General features: G+C 58.6%; 18 protein-coding genes. 8 read left to right on the top strand and 10 right to left on the bottom strand.

Annotation, left to right across the window (positions count from 1 at the left end; translation table 11 throughout):
* Positions 1-5: 5 nt before the first annotated feature.
* Positions 6-1,094: a tRNA (uridine(54)-C5)-methyltransferase TrmA gene (gene trmA / locus AC4LF3_RS14120; RefSeq protein WP_239381244.1), complete on the top strand. Its 1,089-nt coding sequence runs from the start codon at positions 6-8 to the stop codon at positions 1,092-1,094.
* A 34-nt stretch (positions 1,095-1,128) separates the two neighbouring features.
* Here the strand turns inward: trmA and AC4LF3_RS14125 are convergent, their stop codons facing one another.
* Together AC4LF3_RS14125 and ptrR are read right to left on the bottom strand one after the other, a co-directional pair.
* Positions 1,129-2,058, bottom strand: a complete 930-nt coding sequence (locus tag AC4LF3_RS14125) for a Gfo/Idh/MocA family protein (protein WP_491835501.1) — start codon at positions 2,056-2,058, stop codon at positions 1,129-1,131.
* Between the two features lie 93 nt (positions 2,059-2,151).
* Positions 2,152-3,036, bottom strand: a complete 885-nt coding sequence (gene ptrR, locus AC4LF3_RS14130) for a putrescine utilization regulator PtrR (protein WP_010795221.1) — start codon at positions 3,034-3,036, stop codon at positions 2,152-2,154.
* A gap of 107 nt (positions 3,037-3,143) precedes the next feature.
* Here ptrR and AC4LF3_RS14135 point away from each other — a divergent pair, with 107 nt between their 5' ends.
* A complete protein-coding gene (locus AC4LF3_RS14135) occupies positions 3,144-4,289 on the top strand; it encodes a YbfB/YjiJ family MFS transporter (RefSeq protein ID WP_197871037.1) in 1,146 nt (381 codons plus the stop codon).
* 3 nt (positions 4,290-4,292) lie between these two features.
* On the opposite strand, the gene AC4LF3_RS14140 is transcribed toward AC4LF3_RS14135, so the two are convergent.
* Positions 4,293-4,730 (bottom strand): DUF4345 family protein, encoded by a 438-nt coding sequence (locus tag AC4LF3_RS14140; RefSeq protein ID WP_010795223.1) that lies wholly within the window; start codon positions 4,728-4,730, stop codon positions 4,293-4,295.
* Positions 4,731-4,925: 195 nt separating this feature from the next.
* On the opposite strand from AC4LF3_RS14140, the gene AC4LF3_RS14145 reads away from it, so the two are divergent.
* A complete protein-coding gene (locus tag AC4LF3_RS14145) occupies positions 4,926-5,351 on the top strand; it encodes a DUF411 domain-containing protein (protein WP_313551077.1) in 426 nt (141 codons plus the stop codon).
* A gap of 63 nt (positions 5,352-5,414) precedes the next feature.
* On the top strand, positions 5,415-6,311 hold the full coding sequence (gene pdxY, locus AC4LF3_RS14150) for a pyridoxal kinase PdxY (RefSeq protein ID WP_150346899.1): 897 nt from the start codon (positions 5,415-5,417) through the stop codon (positions 6,309-6,311).
* 54 nt (positions 6,312-6,365) lie between these two features.
* Here pdxY and AC4LF3_RS14155 read toward each other — a convergent pair whose 3' ends face one another.
* Both AC4LF3_RS14155 and AC4LF3_RS14160 read right to left on the bottom strand, forming a co-directional pair.
* Positions 6,366-6,749 carry a hypothetical protein gene (locus AC4LF3_RS14155; protein ID WP_074824646.1) on the bottom strand — a complete coding sequence of 128 codons (384 nt, stop codon included), beginning with the start codon at positions 6,747-6,749 and terminating at the stop codon, positions 6,366-6,368.
* An 82-nt stretch (positions 6,750-6,831) separates the two neighbouring features.
* Positions 6,832-7,890, bottom strand: a complete 1,059-nt coding sequence (locus AC4LF3_RS14160) for an SDR family oxidoreductase (protein WP_491836296.1) — start codon at positions 7,888-7,890, stop codon at positions 6,832-6,834.
* Between the two features lie 133 nt (positions 7,891-8,023).
* On the opposite strand from AC4LF3_RS14160, the gene AC4LF3_RS14165 reads away from it, so the two are divergent.
* Positions 8,024-8,929 carry a PhzF family phenazine biosynthesis protein gene (locus AC4LF3_RS14165; protein ID WP_491835502.1) on the top strand — a complete coding sequence of 302 codons (906 nt, stop codon included), beginning with the start codon at positions 8,024-8,026 and terminating at the stop codon, positions 8,927-8,929.
* Between the two features lie 65 nt (positions 8,930-8,994).
* A complete protein-coding gene (ypfJ, locus tag AC4LF3_RS14170; RefSeq protein WP_073449416.1) occupies positions 8,995-9,861 on the top strand; it encodes a KPN_02809 family neutral zinc metallopeptidase in 867 nt (288 codons plus the stop codon).
* 45 nt (positions 9,862-9,906) lie between these two features.
* Here ypfJ and AC4LF3_RS14175 read toward each other — a convergent pair whose 3' ends face one another.
* Positions 9,907-10,503 (bottom strand): HAD family hydrolase, encoded by a 597-nt coding sequence (locus AC4LF3_RS14175; RefSeq protein WP_150346896.1) that lies wholly within the window; start codon positions 10,501-10,503, stop codon positions 9,907-9,909.
* 88 nt (positions 10,504-10,591) lie between these two features.
* Here AC4LF3_RS14175 and AC4LF3_RS14180 point away from each other — a divergent pair, with 88 nt between their 5' ends.
* On the top strand, positions 10,592-11,329 hold the full coding sequence (locus tag AC4LF3_RS14180; protein ID WP_491835503.1) for a haloacid dehalogenase type II: 738 nt from the start codon (positions 10,592-10,594) through the stop codon (positions 11,327-11,329).
* Positions 11,326-12,165: an NAD(P)-dependent oxidoreductase gene (locus AC4LF3_RS14185; RefSeq protein WP_491835504.1), complete on the top strand. Its 840-nt coding sequence runs from the start codon at positions 11,326-11,328 to the stop codon at positions 12,163-12,165. Before AC4LF3_RS14180 ends, AC4LF3_RS14185 begins: the two co-directional genes overlap by 4 nt.
* Before the next feature lie 31 nt (positions 12,166-12,196).
* Here AC4LF3_RS14185 and AC4LF3_RS14190 read toward each other — a convergent pair whose 3' ends face one another.
* From AC4LF3_RS14190 to AC4LF3_RS14205, 4 genes are all read right to left on the bottom strand, one after another.
* Complete coding sequence (locus AC4LF3_RS14190; RefSeq protein WP_289924649.1) at positions 12,197-12,637, bottom strand: S24 family peptidase; 441 nt, start codon at positions 12,635-12,637, stop codon at positions 12,197-12,199.
* Between the two features lie 68 nt (positions 12,638-12,705).
* A complete protein-coding gene (locus AC4LF3_RS14195; RefSeq protein ID WP_491835505.1) occupies positions 12,706-14,436 on the bottom strand; it encodes an ABC transporter ATP-binding protein in 1,731 nt (576 codons plus the stop codon).
* A 9-nt stretch (positions 14,437-14,445) separates the two neighbouring features.
* A complete protein-coding gene (locus AC4LF3_RS14200; RefSeq protein WP_491835506.1) occupies positions 14,446-15,393 on the bottom strand; it encodes an acetamidase/formamidase family protein in 948 nt (315 codons plus the stop codon).
* Positions 15,394-17,001 (bottom strand): ABC transporter substrate-binding protein, encoded by a 1,608-nt coding sequence (locus AC4LF3_RS14205; RefSeq protein ID WP_491835507.1) that lies wholly within the window; start codon positions 16,999-17,001, stop codon positions 15,394-15,396.
* Positions 17,002-17,010: the final 9 nt, after the last annotated feature.

Consider the following 17,010-nt stretch of genomic DNA (forward strand, 5'->3'; position numbering starts at 1 on the left):
TGACCATGAATGTTCCCTCCTTCGAGCCTGCGGATTACGCAACGCAGTTAATGGCGAAAAAGAATCGCCTCATCGAACTGCTGGCTCCATTCGATGCACCTGAACCTGAAGTATTCGACTCGCCCCTTGCGAATTACCGACTGCGCGCCGAGTTTCGTCTATGGCGTGAAGAAGGCGAACGGCACTACGCCATGTTCGAACAGGGCGACAAGCACACGCCTATCCTGATTGAAAACTTCCCTATCGCAAGCCCGCTCATCAATGAGCTTATGCCACGCCTTAAGGCTGCTTGGCAGGCGAGCGAGACGTTGTCGTTTAAACTGTTTCAGGTGGAATTCCTGACTACTCTGTCCGGGGAGGCGCTCATCACCCTGGCCTACCATCGGCCTCTGGATGATGTCTGGGAAACTGCTGCGGAATGCCTGGCCGCCGAGCTGAACGTCAATATCGTCGGACGCTCTCGTGGCAAACGGATCGTAGTCGGTCGGGATTACGTCAACGAAACGCTGACCATTGCAGGCCGCGAGTATCACTATCGCCAGCCGGAGGGTGCCTTTACTCAGCCCAACGGGACGGTAAATCAGAAGATGCTGGGCTGGGCCTACGATGTACTTGGCGAGCGGGACGATGATCTGCTTGAGCTGTACTGTGGGAACGGTAACTTCACCCTGCCGCTGTCTACCCGCGTTCGCAAGGTACTGGCCACCGAGATCAGCAAGTCATCGGTGAATGCTGCACTGGCAAACCTGGCAGATAATGGCATCGACAACGTGACCCTGGTGCGCCTGTCTGCCGAAGAGCTGACCCAGGCCCTCAATGAGGTGCGTCCGTTCCGTCGCTTGGCGGGTGTTGATCTTAAAAGCTACGCCTTTGGAAGCGTGTTTGTAGATCCGCCTCGTGCGGGGATGGACCCGGACACCTGCGAGCTAACACGTCGCTTCGACCGTATCCTCTATATCTCCTGCAATCCGGAAACGCTGGCTCAGAACATCGCCCAGCTACAGGATACTCATCGTATTGTACGTTGCGCCCTGTTCGATCAATTTCCCTGGACGCATCACATGGAAAGCGGCGTCCTGCTTGAGCGCCGCTAAGGTTTGACCGGGCGGTTATTCCGCCCGATCATTATCACTGCTTATCTTCGTGGAACGGCTCGATGGTCTCACGTCGGCCGTACATGAATGCATCCGCCACATGCCGCAACGGCGCGACGTCCACATCGGACTGACCGTTTTTGACCAGCTCGGCAAAGCGGGCATACAGACCGGGATACTCTTCATCCGGACCTTCTTTTTCAAGCTGATCATCAATGTAGAGTTGGCTGCCGCCCTTGGACAGGGTCAGTTTGCCTTGATCGGTCTCGACATGAATGTCCCATGTCTGCGGTCCCGTTTGCAGGAAGTCCAGGTCGGCCTGAATGGCTGCACCGCGCTCATAACTGAACTCCAGCTGCGCACGAATCGGCGTCTGGCAATTCTCCGGAACCTGCAACGCTGCCTGCTTAAGAAAGAACGGCTTGGGCAGGATCTCGGTCACGATGGACAAGGCATTAATGGCCGGGTCAAAAATGCCCATACCACCCGGCTCCCAGATCCAGGTTTGCCCCGGGTGCCAGACGCGTACATCTTCTTTCCAGTTGACCTGCACGGCTTTGATGGTTTTGTCGGCCACCCAGGCTTTGGCCGGTGCCACTCCTTGAGCATAACGGGAGTGCCAGCTGGCAAACAGGGTCTTGCCTGCGGCCTTGGCCTGCTCCGACAGTGCCTCGACCTCACTGAGGGTTGCCCCTGGCGGCTTTTCAAGAAATACATGCTTGCCATGGGCAAGGGCCAGTTGAGCCTGTGCATAGCGTACGGCTGGCGGTGCGCAGAGGGAGACAGCGTCCAAATCCGGCACGGCGTCGAGCAGCTCTTCAAGGGTCTTGTAGTGAGCTACGCCATCAAGAGAAGCATTACGGCTGGCGACAGCAACGAGCTGATAGTCAGGATTTTTTTGCAAGGCAGGCAGGTGTTGATCCTGGGCAATCTTGCCGAATCCGACGATGGCGATTTTGATCATATGATTTTCTCAATCCTTTTTTCAAAGCGCATGAGAAAGCGCGCCTTTATTCTTGTTCACGGCCTGTGCAGTTTCGCATTCGTCATACGAATTTCAAGCACCAAAAGACTTAACCGCCACATTTGACACGTCACTCTGCAAGGCAATCCACGCTTTGAGATTTGCACCCTGGCGTCCCTTGCGCCACATGAGCCATGTGGTGGCCGTGGCGAAACGGGCCTCGAGCGGATGGCACGCAACGCGGTCGCGCCCGGGCAAGCTATCCAGCATGGCCTTGGGCATCATGGCAACGCCACCGGCAATCACGCAGGCCAGCATGCTGTGATAGGACTCGATTTCCATGATAGGCCCCATGGCACCGCCTGTCGCCGCAAACCAGGCCTCCAGCCTCAACCGGTAAGAGCAACCGGTTCGGAACGTAAATACAGGACGCCCGGCCACATCGGCTGCTGAATGTACCGGAGGATGATCAGCTCCGGTCACGAGCACCATGGGCTCCTCGAACAGCGGAACGCCTTCCAGGCCGTCATGCCGGGCAGGCCCGTCAACCAACGCAGCATCCAGCCGTCCTTGCAGCAATCCATCGATGAGCTCGCCGCTGGGACCCGTCTGCAGTTGCAGCTCTACACTGGGATACTGCTGATGGTAAGCCGCAATCATGGCCGGAAGATGAATAGCGGCAGTACTGTACATCGACCCCAACACAAAGGCGCCTGCCGGTGCACCATCCTGCACGGCCGCTCGGGCCTCGTCCGCCAAGGCGAATAATCGCTGGCTGTATCCCAACAGCACCGTACCTGCCGGAGACAAATGCAGCCGCTGACGCTCGCGCTCAAACAAATCCACGCCCAGCTTGTCTTCAAGCTGACGCAGGCGCGTCGACAGATTGGAAGGCACCCGATTTAACAGCTCCGCTGCACGGGCAATGGATCCTGTTTCAGCCACCGCCTGAAAAATGCGCAGTTCAGCCAGTTCCATAACCATTCTCTTTAAGTGAACAACCCATTCTTATTTATTCAGTTTTAGAGAACCTTAACAAGCCCTACCCTATATACATCAATCAAGAACCTACATAGGGACCACTCATGACCGCCCTGCACCGCCTGCTTGCCTGCCTGGTCGCCCTGTCCGTTGCGATGGGCATTGGCCGCTTCGCATTGACGCCTCAGCTTCCGCACTTGATTGCGGAAGGCCAGATAGACCTGACAGCCGCAGGCCTGCTGGCTGCTGCCAATTACCTGGGTTATCTGGTAGGTGCATTGGACGCCTTCTTTGCTCGCCAGACCCGCTTTCGGCTCGGTGCCGGCCTGTGGTTATGTGTAGGGCTGACCCTTCTCTCGGTGTGGGCCGAAGGGTTCTGGCCCCATGCCCTGCTTCGCTTTGGCGCAGGCCTGGCCAGTGCCTGGGTGCTGGTGATGGTTACCGGGCTCAGCCAGGGCGTAGCGGCACAGGCAAACATGCCGAAACTGGGCGCACTGGTCTTTGCTGGTCCTGGCGTAGGGATCGTACTGAGCGGCCTGCTGGCCCTAGTCACCAATCTGAACGGCCAGGGTTCGGCAACCCTGTGGCTGATCTATGCAGCGGTGGCGCTGGTGATGACCATCGCTGTACTGCCAGCCCTGCCGCGGGCGACTACTGCTCATGCAGTTACATCAACCAAGCCGATCTCGCCACGCATGGTCCGCCTGACAGCCGCCTATGCTCTGGTTGGCATGGGCTATATCGTTCCGGCTACATTTCTTTCCCAGATGGCTACGGCGCGCTTCCACGGCGAATGGGTAGCTGATCTGTTCTGGCCTGCCTTCGGTTTGGCGGCCGCGCTGGGTGTGGTGCTGGCCAGCTTTCGTCGCCAGCGGCCCGGTGCCACAAGACGTTGGCTCATCGCGACTCTGTGGCTGCAGGCCGCTGGCGTCTTGCTATGCCTGCTGCCTGGCATGAGCGCACTGTTTCTGGGTGTGCTGCTGTGTGGGGGACCGTTCCTGGCCTCCATGCAACTGGTGATGCAGCATAGCCGTGAGCTGGCTCCAGAAACGCCTCACCGCAATGCCGGTCTACTAACCGCTGCGTTCGCAGGCGGCCAACTATTGGGTCCTCTGCTGGCAGCTGTCAGCAGCCATTTCAGTGGTGGGCTTGGCCCGGCACTCTGGATGGCGGGTGCCGGACTGATCGTGGCCGGAGGGCTGATGCTGCAACCAGCCCCTCAGGCCGCAACGCAGCCTTCCGCCAGCTGAGTTTCAATCGTCTTCGTAATCTCCGTAGCGCTCGTCCAGCATGCGATTCCAGCGATCCAAAAGGCGCAGCGCTACAATCGCCAGGATGGCGATGACAATCTTGTAAAGCTGGCTGTACCAGTCGAAGTTGGCCTCGCCCGCATCTGCCAACAGGGCGCCAATAAGCCGAACGCTGGCAGTCGACAACTGCAAAAAGACAATTAACAGCAAGGCAGCCCGTACCAGTTGAGGGCGGAACACTGCAAAGCCAGTGAACAATGCCAGACCGAATTGCAGGCCGCCATAGAAGACCTGGGTTTCGGTAACCGAGGCGGAGTCCATGAGCAGCACTCCGCTGGCATTGGTCATTTCATAGGGCCTGAACCAATAGGCCAGCGCCAGACCCGCCCAGACCAGTGTCTGAACGATCAGAACCGCACGAGCAAAACGCGTGTAAAACATCCCCTGTTCTCCCTTGGGGTGTAGCCGCATGGGCCAAACCAGACAGATCCATTCAAAAAGCCAGAGAGCAACGAGCCTTTTGAACAGTCCTTAACAAGTGGAAGCACTTTGCACAGCGAAAGACCCAATGCCTCCTGCTCTTCGAGCGGCCGTGAGTTTATGCTGCCTGTATGCCAACCCGAAAGAGACCTTTACATGCGCCGCCTAGTTCTACTCGCCGCTTTGCTCGGCAGCACAGTTCACGCAGCCGAACCCTTGACGATTGACGTATACCGCGATCCCAACTGTGGCTGCTGTAGCCAGTGGATCAAGCATCTGGAGGCAAACGGCTTTGCCGTTCACGATCACATGGAACCCAACATGAGCGAACTCAAGGCCCGGCTGGGTGTACCGCCACGATTTTCGTCCTGCCATACTGGTGTGATCGACGGAAAGTTTGTTGAAGGACACGTACCAGCCCACGACATTCTGACTCTTCGCCAGCGCCCTGAACTGCTTGGCGTAGCCGTACCCGGCATGCCCCTGGGTTCTCCCGGTATGGAGATGGGTAATCGGAAGGACGCCTATGAAGTGCTGGGGCTCAAAACGGATGGCAAGGATGAAGTGGTGTCACGGCACTAACGGCCCATGTCCCTTTCATAAACAGTACAACGCCTCCTTTATTGGATAAGGATCTGCAACCCTATGGCTTCCGAGACGCTCGGCTCTCCTCCTCTGGTACTTTCCATCCAGTCCCATGTTGCCTATGGCCATGTGGGCAATGCGGCGGCAACCCTGCCGCTACAATTGCTCGGCATTCAACCGGTCGTCGTCAACACCGTGCAGTTTTCCAACCATACGGGTTATGGCGAGTTCAAGGGGCAGGTCTTTCCCCCTGAGCATATCCATGATGTGCTTGACGGGCTGAGAGCACGCGGCATTCTCGCGCGCTGTGATGCGGTCCTGTCGGGCTATCTGGGCGACGCCGCCATTGGTGAGGTCATCCTGTCCGTGGTACAGGAGATCCGAAAGAACAAGCCGGGCGTGCACTACCTCTGCGACCCGGTAATGGGTGACGTGGGCCGCGGCGTCTTCGTACGACCGGGGATTCCTGAGTTTTTACGCAGACGGGCCATTGAGCAGGCCAGCCTGATTACACCCAACCATTACGAGTTCGAGCTGCTGTATGGATCATCGCTGGCGTCGACAGAACATGCTATCCAGGCCGCTCGCGAGTTACTCGGCACGCCTGAATGCCCAGGCCCGGACACCATTGTTATAACAAGTCTGCGAACGCCGGATCTTCCACTCGACAAGCTCAGCACACTGGCGGTGACCGCTCGAAGTGCATGGATGGTACAGACCCCCTACGTTGAGCTGCAGCCACTGCCTAATGGCATGGGCGATGTGTTTTCGTCCGTACTGCTGGGGCATCTGCTGGGTGGGGTCAGTACGCCTGAAGCCGTAGCCAATGCCGTTAGTACGCTTTATGCCCTGGTGGCCCGCACTACACCGGGTAGCCGCGACCTGCCCTTGATCGCAGCACGCGATCAGATCATGTCCCCAAGCGAGCACTTTGAGGCAATACGCCTGACCACCTGAGCCCTCTTATGATAAAGCCCGCGTCAGGCGGGCTTTATCGGCGCAACGCTATCATCAGGGATTCTTGCCCGTGTTGGCAGCCGGCCCCATGCCCGGCGTTGAGCCTGCACCTGTGCCGTTGGTGTTGCTGTCCATTCCCATGCCCGCTCCGGTGCCGGTATGGCTGCCCTGGCTACGGTGCGTGCCATGATCCATCGTGTCAGGCCCTGTCTTCGAGCCGGTGCTATGGTTCATGCCATCCGGTGTCGTAGTCCTGGCGCCTTTGCCATTGTTGGGTGAACTGCCTGAGTCGGCACCTGGTGTCACATCATTGCTGTTCACGCTGGGGCCGGGTGTTACCGGCTCGGTCGGGGATGTCGGATCGGTCGGGCCGGTTTGAGCAAAGGCAGACGTGGAAAGCAGACCTGCCAACGCCGCTATAGCGAGTTTCTTGTTCATCGGGCACCTCCTGGCTCTTGTATGTGTGTACCTAGGGTTTGGCACCAGGAGACTCGGGAGGTGCAAGTGCAGCGACCAGCGGTTAGGGAATGATCCGCTCGGCCCGCAGGCGATTGAACAGGTCGATGAAGGATGCTCGGCTGTCGTGGTATCCCAGGAAGCCCAAATCTCGGCTCTTGGTCATGTCGTTCAGACATTCGATTTCACGTCCCAGGTCTGCATCGCTGTGCCACCAGGAAGCCAACTTGCCTACGTCGGACTCAACGAGCTCATAGCGACGCGCCATCTCCTCCCATACCGGTCCGATGTCCTTCATCTGCTCTTCCAGCAGTTGACGCTCGTCCGGGCAGGGCGCGGCCTCCAGCCCGAAAAAGTCCGCGATCTGTGTCCACATCCAGCGCCAGCGGAATACATCGCCATTGACGGTATTGAGCGCCTGGTTCTGTCCGCTGGGCGACAACGCTGCCCACTCCATCTGGCGCGCCAAAAGGCCGGCATCGGTGATATCCGTCAGGCCATTCCATTGCACCTTCGAGCCTGGGAATACGAAGGGACGTCCGGTCTCTTTGCAGATGCTTGCATAGATAGCCAGGGTCACGCCCATGTTCATGGCATTACTGCCACGCGCCATGCCGATCATGCTGTGAGAACGGTGCACGCTCCAGCTGAAGCCGCGGCGCTCGGCATGTTCAAAAAGGATGTCTTCCAGCGTGTAATAAAAGTTCTCACCCGGCAGACGGGGGTGCTCCTCGCGGAATGGCGTCTCGGCGGCATTCTGACCATAGCTTTCGAATGGGCCCAGGTAGTGCTTGGTTCCTGTTACCAGCGCCATATGCTGAAGAGGCGCGTTTTCCAACGCCTTGCAGAGGTTGCGCATCATGGCACCGTTGGCCTCGACATTCTCTTTCTCGGTGTCGCGGCGGGTCCATGTACAGAAGAAGGCATGGGTAATGGGGAGATCCTTCAACGCGGCGGTCAGCGACTGCTCATCCAGCAGATCACCGGTCACAGGAATGACACCTTCCTGGTTTGAGGGCTTGCGAGCCAGGCCATACACCGTCCAGCCACTGGATATCAACACATTGGCCAGGTTGTAGCCGGAAATCCCTGTCACACCACCAATGAGCGCTGTACCTTTCAACATGAATATTCTCCACGATGGGGATGCCGGGCATCCGCATGAAACAAAGATGAGTCGCGCCGATTACCGGCTTGGCATGAGCCGTTGCGTACACGTAGCCTTGTAGACTCACCAACCCTTGTTAGGAGCCCCTATGTCGCCATTGGTTTACTGGCATGTGGATGTTTTTGCGAATCGTCCGCTCGCGGGTAACGGGCTAGCTATCTTCCCGGATGCCTCGGGCCTGCCTGTCAGTACGCAGCAGAAACTGACCCAGGAGCTGCGCCAGTATGAATCCATCTTTCTTGAGCCACGGGCGCAGGCAAATACCTTTGGTGCACGTATCTTCACGATGGAGGAAGAGCTGCCTTTTGCCGGCCATCCGCTAATTGGAGCTGCCGCCCTGCTCCACCATCAGCATGGGCAGGCCGAGCAGGAAAGCTGGCGGATCGAGCTTTCGGAAAAAACGGTCACCCTGATGACCCACCGCGCCGCAACAGGCTATTACGCCGAGATGGACCAAGGCCTTGCCCAGTGGGGATGCCCGTTGGATCAGGCGCAGAGCCAGTGGTTTGCCCACGCCTTTTCACTACGACTGCGAGACCTTGATGCTGATTACCCGCCCATGGTTGTCAGTACCGGGCTTCCCTATCTGATCCTGCCGGTCAAAGGTAGCCAACTGGGCCGTGCGCGGATCGCAGCGCAGGATCTGGAGGCGCGTTTGCACGGTATTGGCGCGGCATTCGTATATGTGCTGGATGTAGAACGTGGCGAAGGTCGCAGCTGGGATAATGCCGGCCTGGTAGAAGACATTGCGACAGGTAGCGCAGCGGGTGCAGCAGCGGCCTATCTGGTCCGCCACGGCTGCCAAGGCACTGGAAAGCCCTTCGTTATTCATCAAGGCGGTTTCACCGGGCGCCCCAGCCAGATGGATGTTTCTGTAGATGAACAAGGTGCCGTACGGGTAGGTGGACATGTTCACCTGCTGTCTCGCTCCGAGTGTGTGGTCGAACTGCGCGATCGCCAAACGGCTGAGGGCTCGAGTCACCGCGTTTCGTAACATTTTGGCGCACTCTGCCAAACGCCCGTGGTCTCACCCACAAAGCGTTCAAGCGAGGCGATGAGATGGATTGGGGTAAAGGGCGACGTAGCGACAACGTTGAACAGGCCACCGGTGGCGGTGGCCGTGGGTTGCAAATCGGTGGTGGCCTCGGAGTTGGCGGGGTTCTATTGGTCGTGGTGTTCAGCCTGGTGACAGGCCAGGACCCGCTCCAGGTCCTGAGCATGGTGACAGGTTCAGGCGGCGGAGCGCAGGTAGCCCAGCAAACCCAGGCGCCGGACGCCAACTCCAAACAGGTGGATTTTGTCCGCGCCATCCTGGGCGACACCGAAGACACATGGGGCGAAATCTTTGCGGCCCATGGAGAACACTATCAACAGCCCAAGCTGATTCTTTTCAACGGTCATGTGCAATCGGCCTGCGGCTCCGCCAGTGCCGCAACCGGCCCGTTCTATTGTCCGGCTGACCAGCAGGTTTATCTGGATCTTTCCTTCTTCGACGAGATGGAGCGCCGCTTCTCGGCAGCCGGGGATTTCGCCCGCGCCTATGTCATTGCCCATGAAATCGGTCACCACGTGCAGGACTTGGTCGGCACTACGGAAAAAATGCAGGCTGCTGAGCGCCGTGGCATGCCTGCCCAAGGTGCGCAGGGGTTATCCGTTCGCCTGGAACTGCAAGCCGACTGTTATGCTGGCGTTTGGGCAAATCATGCCCAGAAACGCCTACACTGGCTGGAGCCCGGTGATCTTGAAGAAGCCATCAACGCAGCCCATGCCATTGGTGACGACCGTCTCCAGGAGCAGGCTCAAGGGCGCGCCGTTCCCGACTCGTTTACCCACGGCACCTCCGAACAACGGGCCCGCTGGTTCAGGACCGGATTCGACAATGGTGCGGTAGAGCGCTGCGATACGTTTACAGCGTCTCGTTTATAACCTTGCAAAGGCGGGTACCCGATTGATCGGATCGGTACCCCTCTCTCAAGCCCGCGCGATGCGCTGCGCCAGGGCGAAACAGTCCACGGCATGATCATCAGCCAGCTCTGGCCAGGTATTCTCCGGTGCGTTGACCAATACCGTACGCGTACCGGCTGCGCGGCCACACTCCAGATCAATTCGATGATCGCCGACCATTACCACGTCGCTCGGCTGCACCTGCCAGCGCTCGATAAAATGCTGCAGCCCACCTGGATGCGGCTTGGGTGGCGCCTCGTCTCGCCCAAGCACCTCCGCCCGATTGAAACACTCGGCAATACCAATAGCTTCCAGCGTTACATAGGCCAACTCCTGAGCATTACGGGTCAGGATACCGATCCGGCAGTTGCGCGCGCATAACGCCCTGATCAGCTCAACCGCCCCCGGGGCAGGCTTGGAACCCATAGCCAGCTCCCGCTCATGCTCAAGCAGCCAGGCATGCTTGGCCTTGCGGTCCGCCTCGGGCAAGGCGGCCAGGTAATGGAGGATATCGGCCTCAGGTGGTATCTCCAGGGCACGCCGAATGGCTGCGAAATCATGTACGGCAACCGTCAAGGTACCGTCCATATCAAATACCCAATGGGTGTAGTCACAAAGGTTCATGGTCTTCCTAAGTCAGAGATTGGGGAACTGCGCCGCACCTCTTTCCGTCAAGACAGTAGGTACTTCTTACGCAGGCGATGAGTTCGCAATGAAGACGACAGTACACGCACTTTTGTTCGATGTGTTCGGCACCGTAGTCGACTGGCGGGGTAGTTTGATCGCCTCACTTGAGTCCTTTGGGGAGAAAAACGGCCTTAAAGCCGACTGGCCTGCCCTTGTCGATGCCTGGCGAGCTGAGGCCTACGGCCCGCTGATGGATGAGATTCGCGAGCGAACGCTACCCTGGACGCCGCTTGACGATCTGCACCGTGTGGCGCTTGAGGAACTGCTGCCCCAATACGGACTGGTTGGCCTGACCAAGGCTGAAGTGGACTGGATTCATCGCCTCTGGCATCGCCTCAATCCCTGGCCGGATGCCGTCCCCGGTCTGACTCGACTCAAGCAGGGCTATAGCATCAGCGCCTTGTCCAATGGCAACGTTGCCATGCTGGTCAATATGGCACGCCACGGCGGCCTTCCTTGGGACATGGTATTCGGCGCGGATCTGTTCAATCACTACAAGCCTGATGCCGAATGTTATCTCGGCGCCTGCACCCTGCTGGGCCTTGAACCTGAACGAGTCATGCTGTGTGCGGCTCATAACAATGACCTTCAGGCAGCCAATGAGCTGGGTCTGCGGACGGCCTTTATTCAGCGCCCTCTGGAAAAAGGACCAAAAGGTCCGATCGAACAGCCAGCCGACGGCTGGGATCTGGTTGCCAGTGACTTGCAGGATCTGGCCGATCAGCTAGGAATGAAAACAACAACCCACGAGGATGAACCATGACGCTGACCGTTGCCCTGATCGCCCCAGGCTCCATGGGCGCTGCTGTGGGCCGCTATTTGCGCGATCACGGCCTGGATGTCTGCACCACCCTGGCTGGCCGCAGCGTGGCTACCCGCGAGCGCGCCGCAGCGGCAGGGTTGCGGGAGGTCGAACAGGAACAGCTGGGTGAAGCCGATATTCTGCTCTCCATTGTGCCGCCGTCCGAAGCCTTACCGTTGGCGCAAGAGCTGGCCCCCCTATTGGGCCGCATGAAAAAGACTGTTTATGTGGACTGTAACGCCATTGCTCCAGCCACCGTCGAGCAGGTCGGTCAGACCCTTACCGATGCAGGATGCGCCTTCGTCGACGCGGCCATCTTTGGCACGCCTCCTTCGCCTGAACGAACGTGCCCCTCGTTCTATGCCTCAGGCGAGCATGCCGCGCGATTTGCCCAGCTCAACAACTATGGTCTCCCGGTGAAGGTACTGGAAGCACCCATCGGTGCCGCGTCAGGACTTAAGATGAGTTATGCCGGTATTACCAAGGGGCTGACCGGCCTTATCGCTGCCATGGTGCAGGCTGCCGAGCGCAGTGGTTCCGGCCAAGCATTGCGCGATGAACTCAAATGCAGCCAGCCGATGCTCTACGAGTGGGCTAACGAGAAACTGCCCGACATGTACCCCAAAGCCTACCGTTGGGTAGCAGAAATGGAGGAGATCGCTGCCTTTGCGCAAAAAGACCGTCCCAGCGAGGCACTGTACCTTGCCATGGCACAACTCTATTGGCGCCTGGCCGAAAACCGGGCAGCCGGCGCCGGAAACGATGTGGCAGAACTGGAAAAGTGGCTGGCGCGTTGAAGCAGTGGATTAACGGCATCGCCGATGCTGATTACGTTGCCGGTTGTGCCACATAGCTAAGCACGAAGGTTACGACGCCACACGCATCCAGAGGCTCATCGCGACCGTAATTGATTGGGCGCGTCTGCCGATGCCCACCCAGCAGCAGGCGACCGCCTTGGTTATCGTGCGTGAGTCGGCGTACTTCATACTGGCCGTTCACATCCATGATCACCAGATGCCCCGGTCGGCATTCTACTGCCCGATCGATAATTAGCCGATCTCCCGGATAGATCCCGAACTCCAGCAGGCTTTCATCATCCACCATCACCACCCAGATTGGTGATTCGCCCAACCCCACCAGCCTATCCAGCGAGATGGCGTTTTCTTCCCATTGACCCGCCGCAGACTGAAAGCCGCTGATCCGCAGAGAGTCCGCCTCGGGCAATAAATGGCGAAGCCGCTCGCTTCGCCCTAGTACGGTAATCGACATACCTGATGACCCAGATAACTGTATATGCGTACAGATACCAGAGCAGCAACCTCAGGTCAATCAAAGACTTAAACCGCAACCCAATGATCCAGATCTACCGCGCGATAATGCTGCAAGGGAGCCTGATAACCACGTGGCTTGATAGGGTCAGGCGTTTCGACTTCCTTGAGCAGGCTTTTAAAGTCCTTGCGGTGATCCACATCCGGCATGGGCACAGCAGCCAATAGCCGCCGCGTATAAGCATGTTGCGGATTTCCAAGCACCTGATCACGCTGACCGATTTCAACGATCTGACCGCAAAACATGACCGCCACACGATGACAGATACGCTCGACCACTGCCATGTCGTGGGAAATAAAGACGTAGCTCAGCTGATATTCCCTCTGCAAGCGCTCCAGCAGATCGAGCACCTGTGCTTGTACGGACACATCGAGCGCCGATACGGACTCATCCGCAATGATGACCTTGGGGTTGAGCGCCAGCGCACGGGCAATACAGATACGCTGCCGCTGTCCGCCCGAAAACATATGCGGGTAGCGCTCCATTGCCTCAGCCGGTAAGCCAACCTGATCCAGCAATTGGGCGACACGCCTCTTACGGGCCTCAAGATCGCCTTGTCCATGAATAAGCAAAGGCTCGCCTACGAGATCCAGGATTGTCTTGCGCGGATTGAGGGAGGCGTACGGATCCTGAAAGATCATCTGGATATCTTGCCGCACCGGCTTGAGCGCATTGCCGACAAGCCCATTCAACTCCCGCCCCATGAGCTTCACGCTGCCCTCGTAACTCTGCATGTTCATGAGCGCTCTGCCGGTCGTGGACTTGCCGCAGCCGCTCTCCCCTACGATTCCCAAGGTTTCGCCCTGGTGCAGATTGAAGCTTACGTTTTCCACCGCGTGAACGTTGCGAGCTTCCTCGAACCAGCCGCCCCGCAGCGGAAAACGCACGGTGAGGTCTTGAACCTCCAGCACTACTGGCTGCGTTGCTCGCGATTCAGGTTTGGCGGCTGTGCCCAGTACCGGCACGGCCGCCAGAAGCTTTTGCGTATACGCCGCCTTGGGCGTCCTGAAAAGCTCGCGTACCGGTGCCCGCTCCTCCATCACGCCCTGATTCATCACCACGACCTCATCGGCCATTTCCGCCACCACGCCCATGTCATGGGTGATCATCAATAGCGTGGTGCCAAACTCGTCCTGTAACTCGCGCATGAGTTCAAGGATCTGGGCCTGAATGGTGACGTCCAGGGCTGTGGTAGGCTCATCAGCAATCAGCACCCGCGGACGGCAGAGCATCGCCATGGCGATCATTACCCGTTGCCGCATCCCGCCGGACAACTCGTGGGGATATTGCGTAAGGCGCTTTTCCACCTGGGGTACACGCACCGCGTCGAGCATTTCACGGGCACGCTGCCGCGCCTGACCACGACTCACCGCCTCGTGCCGACGTACCGTCTCCTCCAGTTGCTGGCCGACGGTCATCAATGGGTTGAGCGACGTCATGGGCTCCTGAAAGATCATGCCTATGTCCTTACCCCGGAGCGCCTGCATCTGCCGCTCGGGCAGATCCAGCAGATTCTGTCCCTCGAAAAGGATAACGCCGCTGGGCAATCGCGCCATCTTGGGCAGCAACCCCATGATGGCCAGCGAGGTGAGGGATTTACCACTGCCGGACTCTCCGGCGATACACAGGGTCTTGCCACTGTGCAGGGCAAAGCTGAGGTCATTCACGACGCGCCTGCTGCCAAACTCGATGGACAGGTGCTCGACCGACAGCAAAGGCCGGGGTGTCTCGGCAGTCATGGCATTACCTCAGTTGAAGACTACTTTGGGGAAGTAGAACGAGACCACCCAGTTCGGCATGTCCACCACTTCACTGATTCGCAGATCACCGCAGACCGAGCACAGCATGTAGGCTTGCTCGGCCGGCATACCGTGCTCACGGCAGAGCCAGTCGATTGTGCCACTCACCGCCTGGCGAGCCGCATCCATCAGGTCAGACGCGACACCGGTAAAGGCCTCGTACCCCATGGCATCCAGGTGACGGGTTACCGGCCCTGGCGTACTGAAGCGCGGTGCGGCCAAGGGAGTGGACTTGATAAGGTCCAGCTTCACCACCACGTCCATGGCGCTCTCGATGGCCGTCCCGCAGACCTCACCGTCACCTTGGGCTGCATGGGTATCCCCTATTGAAAACAATGCCCCCTCCACTTCCACGGGCAGGTACAGGGTAGTGCCGGCGGCCAGATCGCGGATGTCCAGGTTGCCTCCCACGCGACGGGGCGGGACGATGGAGTGCAGCCCTGGCGCAGCCGGAGCAACGCCAAGTGTGCCTGCAAACGGCTTGAGCGGGACTTTGCCGAACTGGCCGAACGCAGCGGGTGCCAAGCTCTCCTTGTCGTAATGCCACAAGGCCAACGCCGGTTCCTTGAACTGATCGGCCAACAGGCCAAAGCCTGGAATATTCGCGGTCCAGCCAAAGCCGCAAGGCTTGAAGCTGTCGATCGTCACCTTGAGCACATCACCTGGCTGGGCCCCTTCGACAAAGATCGGCCCGGTAACCGGATTAATCTTGTCGAACGGCATCGTGGACACATCGGCGGCGACCGACTGTGCGTTGAAGTAGCCGTTGGAGGAGTCATGGCACTGAAACTCCAGCTCGGTTCCGGGCGCAACCCGGGCCGTTGGTTCGAAGCTGTTGTCCCAGCCGAAATGGCTGTTGATGCTATGGATCGTTTTAACCAAGCAGTTCTGGCACATTCACTTCACCCAGATGTAGTCGTAGTTGACGGGGACGTGGACAGGGTCGACATACAGCGCATCGTCACCGCCCATGCGAGCAGATCGCACGGTAAAGCGCTGCTCGTTGAAGATCGGCACCCACGGCGCATCGGCCATGACATCGGTAAAGATCTTTTTCCATAAGGCAATCCGCTCGGCCTGCTGCTCGGGTTTGGCCATCGAATCAGCCCTTTTCGCTTCGGCATCCAGCGCCTTGTTGCAGTACAAGGCCCAGTTCCAGCCACCCGCTACCGCCCCCTCGCACCCCAGGATCGGGCCGTAGAAATTTGATGGATCGGGGAAGTCGGCGATCCAGGCCATACCGCCCGACCACACCATAGGTGCCTTGTCTTTCTCGCTACCTGCCGCAATCACGTTGGCCTGCGCCAGGGACTTGATCTGTGCACGAATACCCACCTTGGCCAGGTCCTGTTGGATGGACTGGGCGATACGTGGCTGCGGGTCGGTATTCATCACATACAGCTCGGTATCGAAACCGTTGGGAAAGCCTGCATCGGCCAGGAGCTTCTTGGCGCCCTCCACATCGTAAGCATAGCCCTTGAACGCAGCGTCATACCCGGGCATGGCAGGCGGCAGTGGCTGGTTGGCTGGCTTGGCGCGACCATTGATGATGCGAACGATCCGGTCCTTGCTGATCGCCATGTTTACGGCCTTTCGAACCTCAAGCTTGTCGAACGGAGGCAGCGTGGTCTTCAGTGTGAGGTATCCCGTTTGTAACTGGTCACCGATGACCATCAGCTCCTTCTGCTGCGGGTTATTCTTGAATTGCAGGAATTGCGCGGGAGGCACACCATCCCCGGCGATGTCCACTTCCCCCTTTTGCAGGCGCATCAGGGAGACCGTCGGGTCCTGGCCGATCTCGAACTTGATGCTATCCAGATACGGTACGCCAGCATGGAAGTAGTTCGGGTTCTTCTTGAAGACCAGCTGCTGGCCCAGCTTCCACTCGGCCAGCTCGAAGGCACCGGAACCTACCGGATGCTTGCCGAAGTCAGCGCCCCACTGTTCGACCGCCTCTTTCGGAACGACCGAGGCGAAGTTGATCGCCATGATGTGCAGGAAGGTAGCGTTAGGCTGATTCAGCTTTATCTTGACGGTGTATTCATCAGGCGTCGTGACCCCGCTCAGCGTCTGGCTCTTGCCAGAGGTCATGTCTTCATAGCCCTGGATGGACGAGAAAAATCCGGCGCCCGGACTCTGGGTTTTCGGGTTGACGGCCCGCTCCAGGGAATATTTCACGTCGCTGGCCTTCAACTCGCGATCATTATGGAATTTGACGCCTTTCTTCAGCGTAAAGGTGTACTCGGTGCCGTCATCAGAGACGGTGTACTGCTCGGCCAGTGACGAGATCAGCTCCGTCGTGCCGGGCTTGTAGTCGACGAGCCTGTCAAACAGGCTTTTGATCATGGACCAGTTTTGCCAGTCGTAGCCAATGGCTGGATCCAGTGTCGCCACATCGTTCTGATAGGTGATGACCGCCTCGCCGCCCGTCTTGGGTTCGGCCGCCAGCAGGTTGCCAGCGAACAGCGTAGCCGCAATGGCCAGGGATAAAGCGTTCCTTCTCATGCTCCTGCC

Source organism: Pseudomonas sp. C2.3V (assembly GCF_058536325.1).

Bases quoted from the DNA above. Each gene is read 5' to 3' on its own strand.
- trmA (WP_239381244.1), top strand. From the start codon at position 6: ATGAATGTTCCCTCCTTCGAGCCTGCGGATTACGCAACGCAGTTAATG.
- AC4LF3_RS14125 (WP_491835501.1), bottom strand. From the start codon at position 2,058: ATGATCAAAATCGCCATCGTCGGATTCGGCAAGATTGCCCAGGATCAA.
- ptrR (WP_010795221.1), bottom strand. From the start codon at position 3,036: ATGGAACTGGCTGAACTGCGCATTTTTCAGGCGGTGGCTGAAACAGGA.
- AC4LF3_RS14135 (WP_197871037.1), top strand. From the start codon at position 3,144: ATGACCGCCCTGCACCGCCTGCTTGCCTGCCTGGTCGCCCTGTCCGTT.
- AC4LF3_RS14140 (WP_010795223.1), bottom strand. From the start codon at position 4,730: ATGTTTTACACGCGTTTTGCTCGTGCGGTTCTGATCGTTCAGACACTG.
- AC4LF3_RS14145 (WP_313551077.1), top strand. From the start codon at position 4,926: ATGCGCCGCCTAGTTCTACTCGCCGCTTTGCTCGGCAGCACAGTTCAC.
- pdxY (WP_150346899.1), top strand. From the start codon at position 5,415: ATGGCTTCCGAGACGCTCGGCTCTCCTCCTCTGGTACTTTCCATCCAG.
- AC4LF3_RS14155 (WP_074824646.1), bottom strand. From the start codon at position 6,749: ATGAACAAGAAACTCGCTATAGCGGCGTTGGCAGGTCTGCTTTCCACG.
- AC4LF3_RS14165 (WP_491835502.1), top strand. From the start codon at position 8,024: ATGTCGCCATTGGTTTACTGGCATGTGGATGTTTTTGCGAATCGTCCG.
- ypfJ (WP_073449416.1), top strand. From the start codon at position 8,995: ATGGATTGGGGTAAAGGGCGACGTAGCGACAACGTTGAACAGGCCACC.
- AC4LF3_RS14175 (WP_150346896.1), bottom strand. From the start codon at position 10,503: ATGAACCTTTGTGACTACACCCATTGGGTATTTGATATGGACGGTACC.
- AC4LF3_RS14180 (WP_491835503.1), top strand. From the start codon at position 10,592: ATGAAGACGACAGTACACGCACTTTTGTTCGATGTGTTCGGCACCGTA.
- AC4LF3_RS14185 (WP_491835504.1), top strand. From the start codon at position 11,326: ATGACGCTGACCGTTGCCCTGATCGCCCCAGGCTCCATGGGCGCTGCT.
- AC4LF3_RS14190 (WP_289924649.1), bottom strand. From the start codon at position 12,637: ATGTCGATTACCGTACTAGGGCGAAGCGAGCGGCTTCGCCATTTATTG.
- AC4LF3_RS14195 (WP_491835505.1), bottom strand. From the start codon at position 14,436: ATGACTGCCGAGACACCCCGGCCTTTGCTGTCGGTCGAGCACCTGTCC.
- AC4LF3_RS14200 (WP_491835506.1), bottom strand. From the start codon at position 15,393: ATGTGCCAGAACTGCTTGGTTAAAACGATCCATAGCATCAACAGCCAT.
- AC4LF3_RS14205 (WP_491835507.1), bottom strand. From the start codon at position 17,001: ATGAGAAGGAACGCTTTATCCCTGGCCATTGCGGCTACGCTGTTCGCT.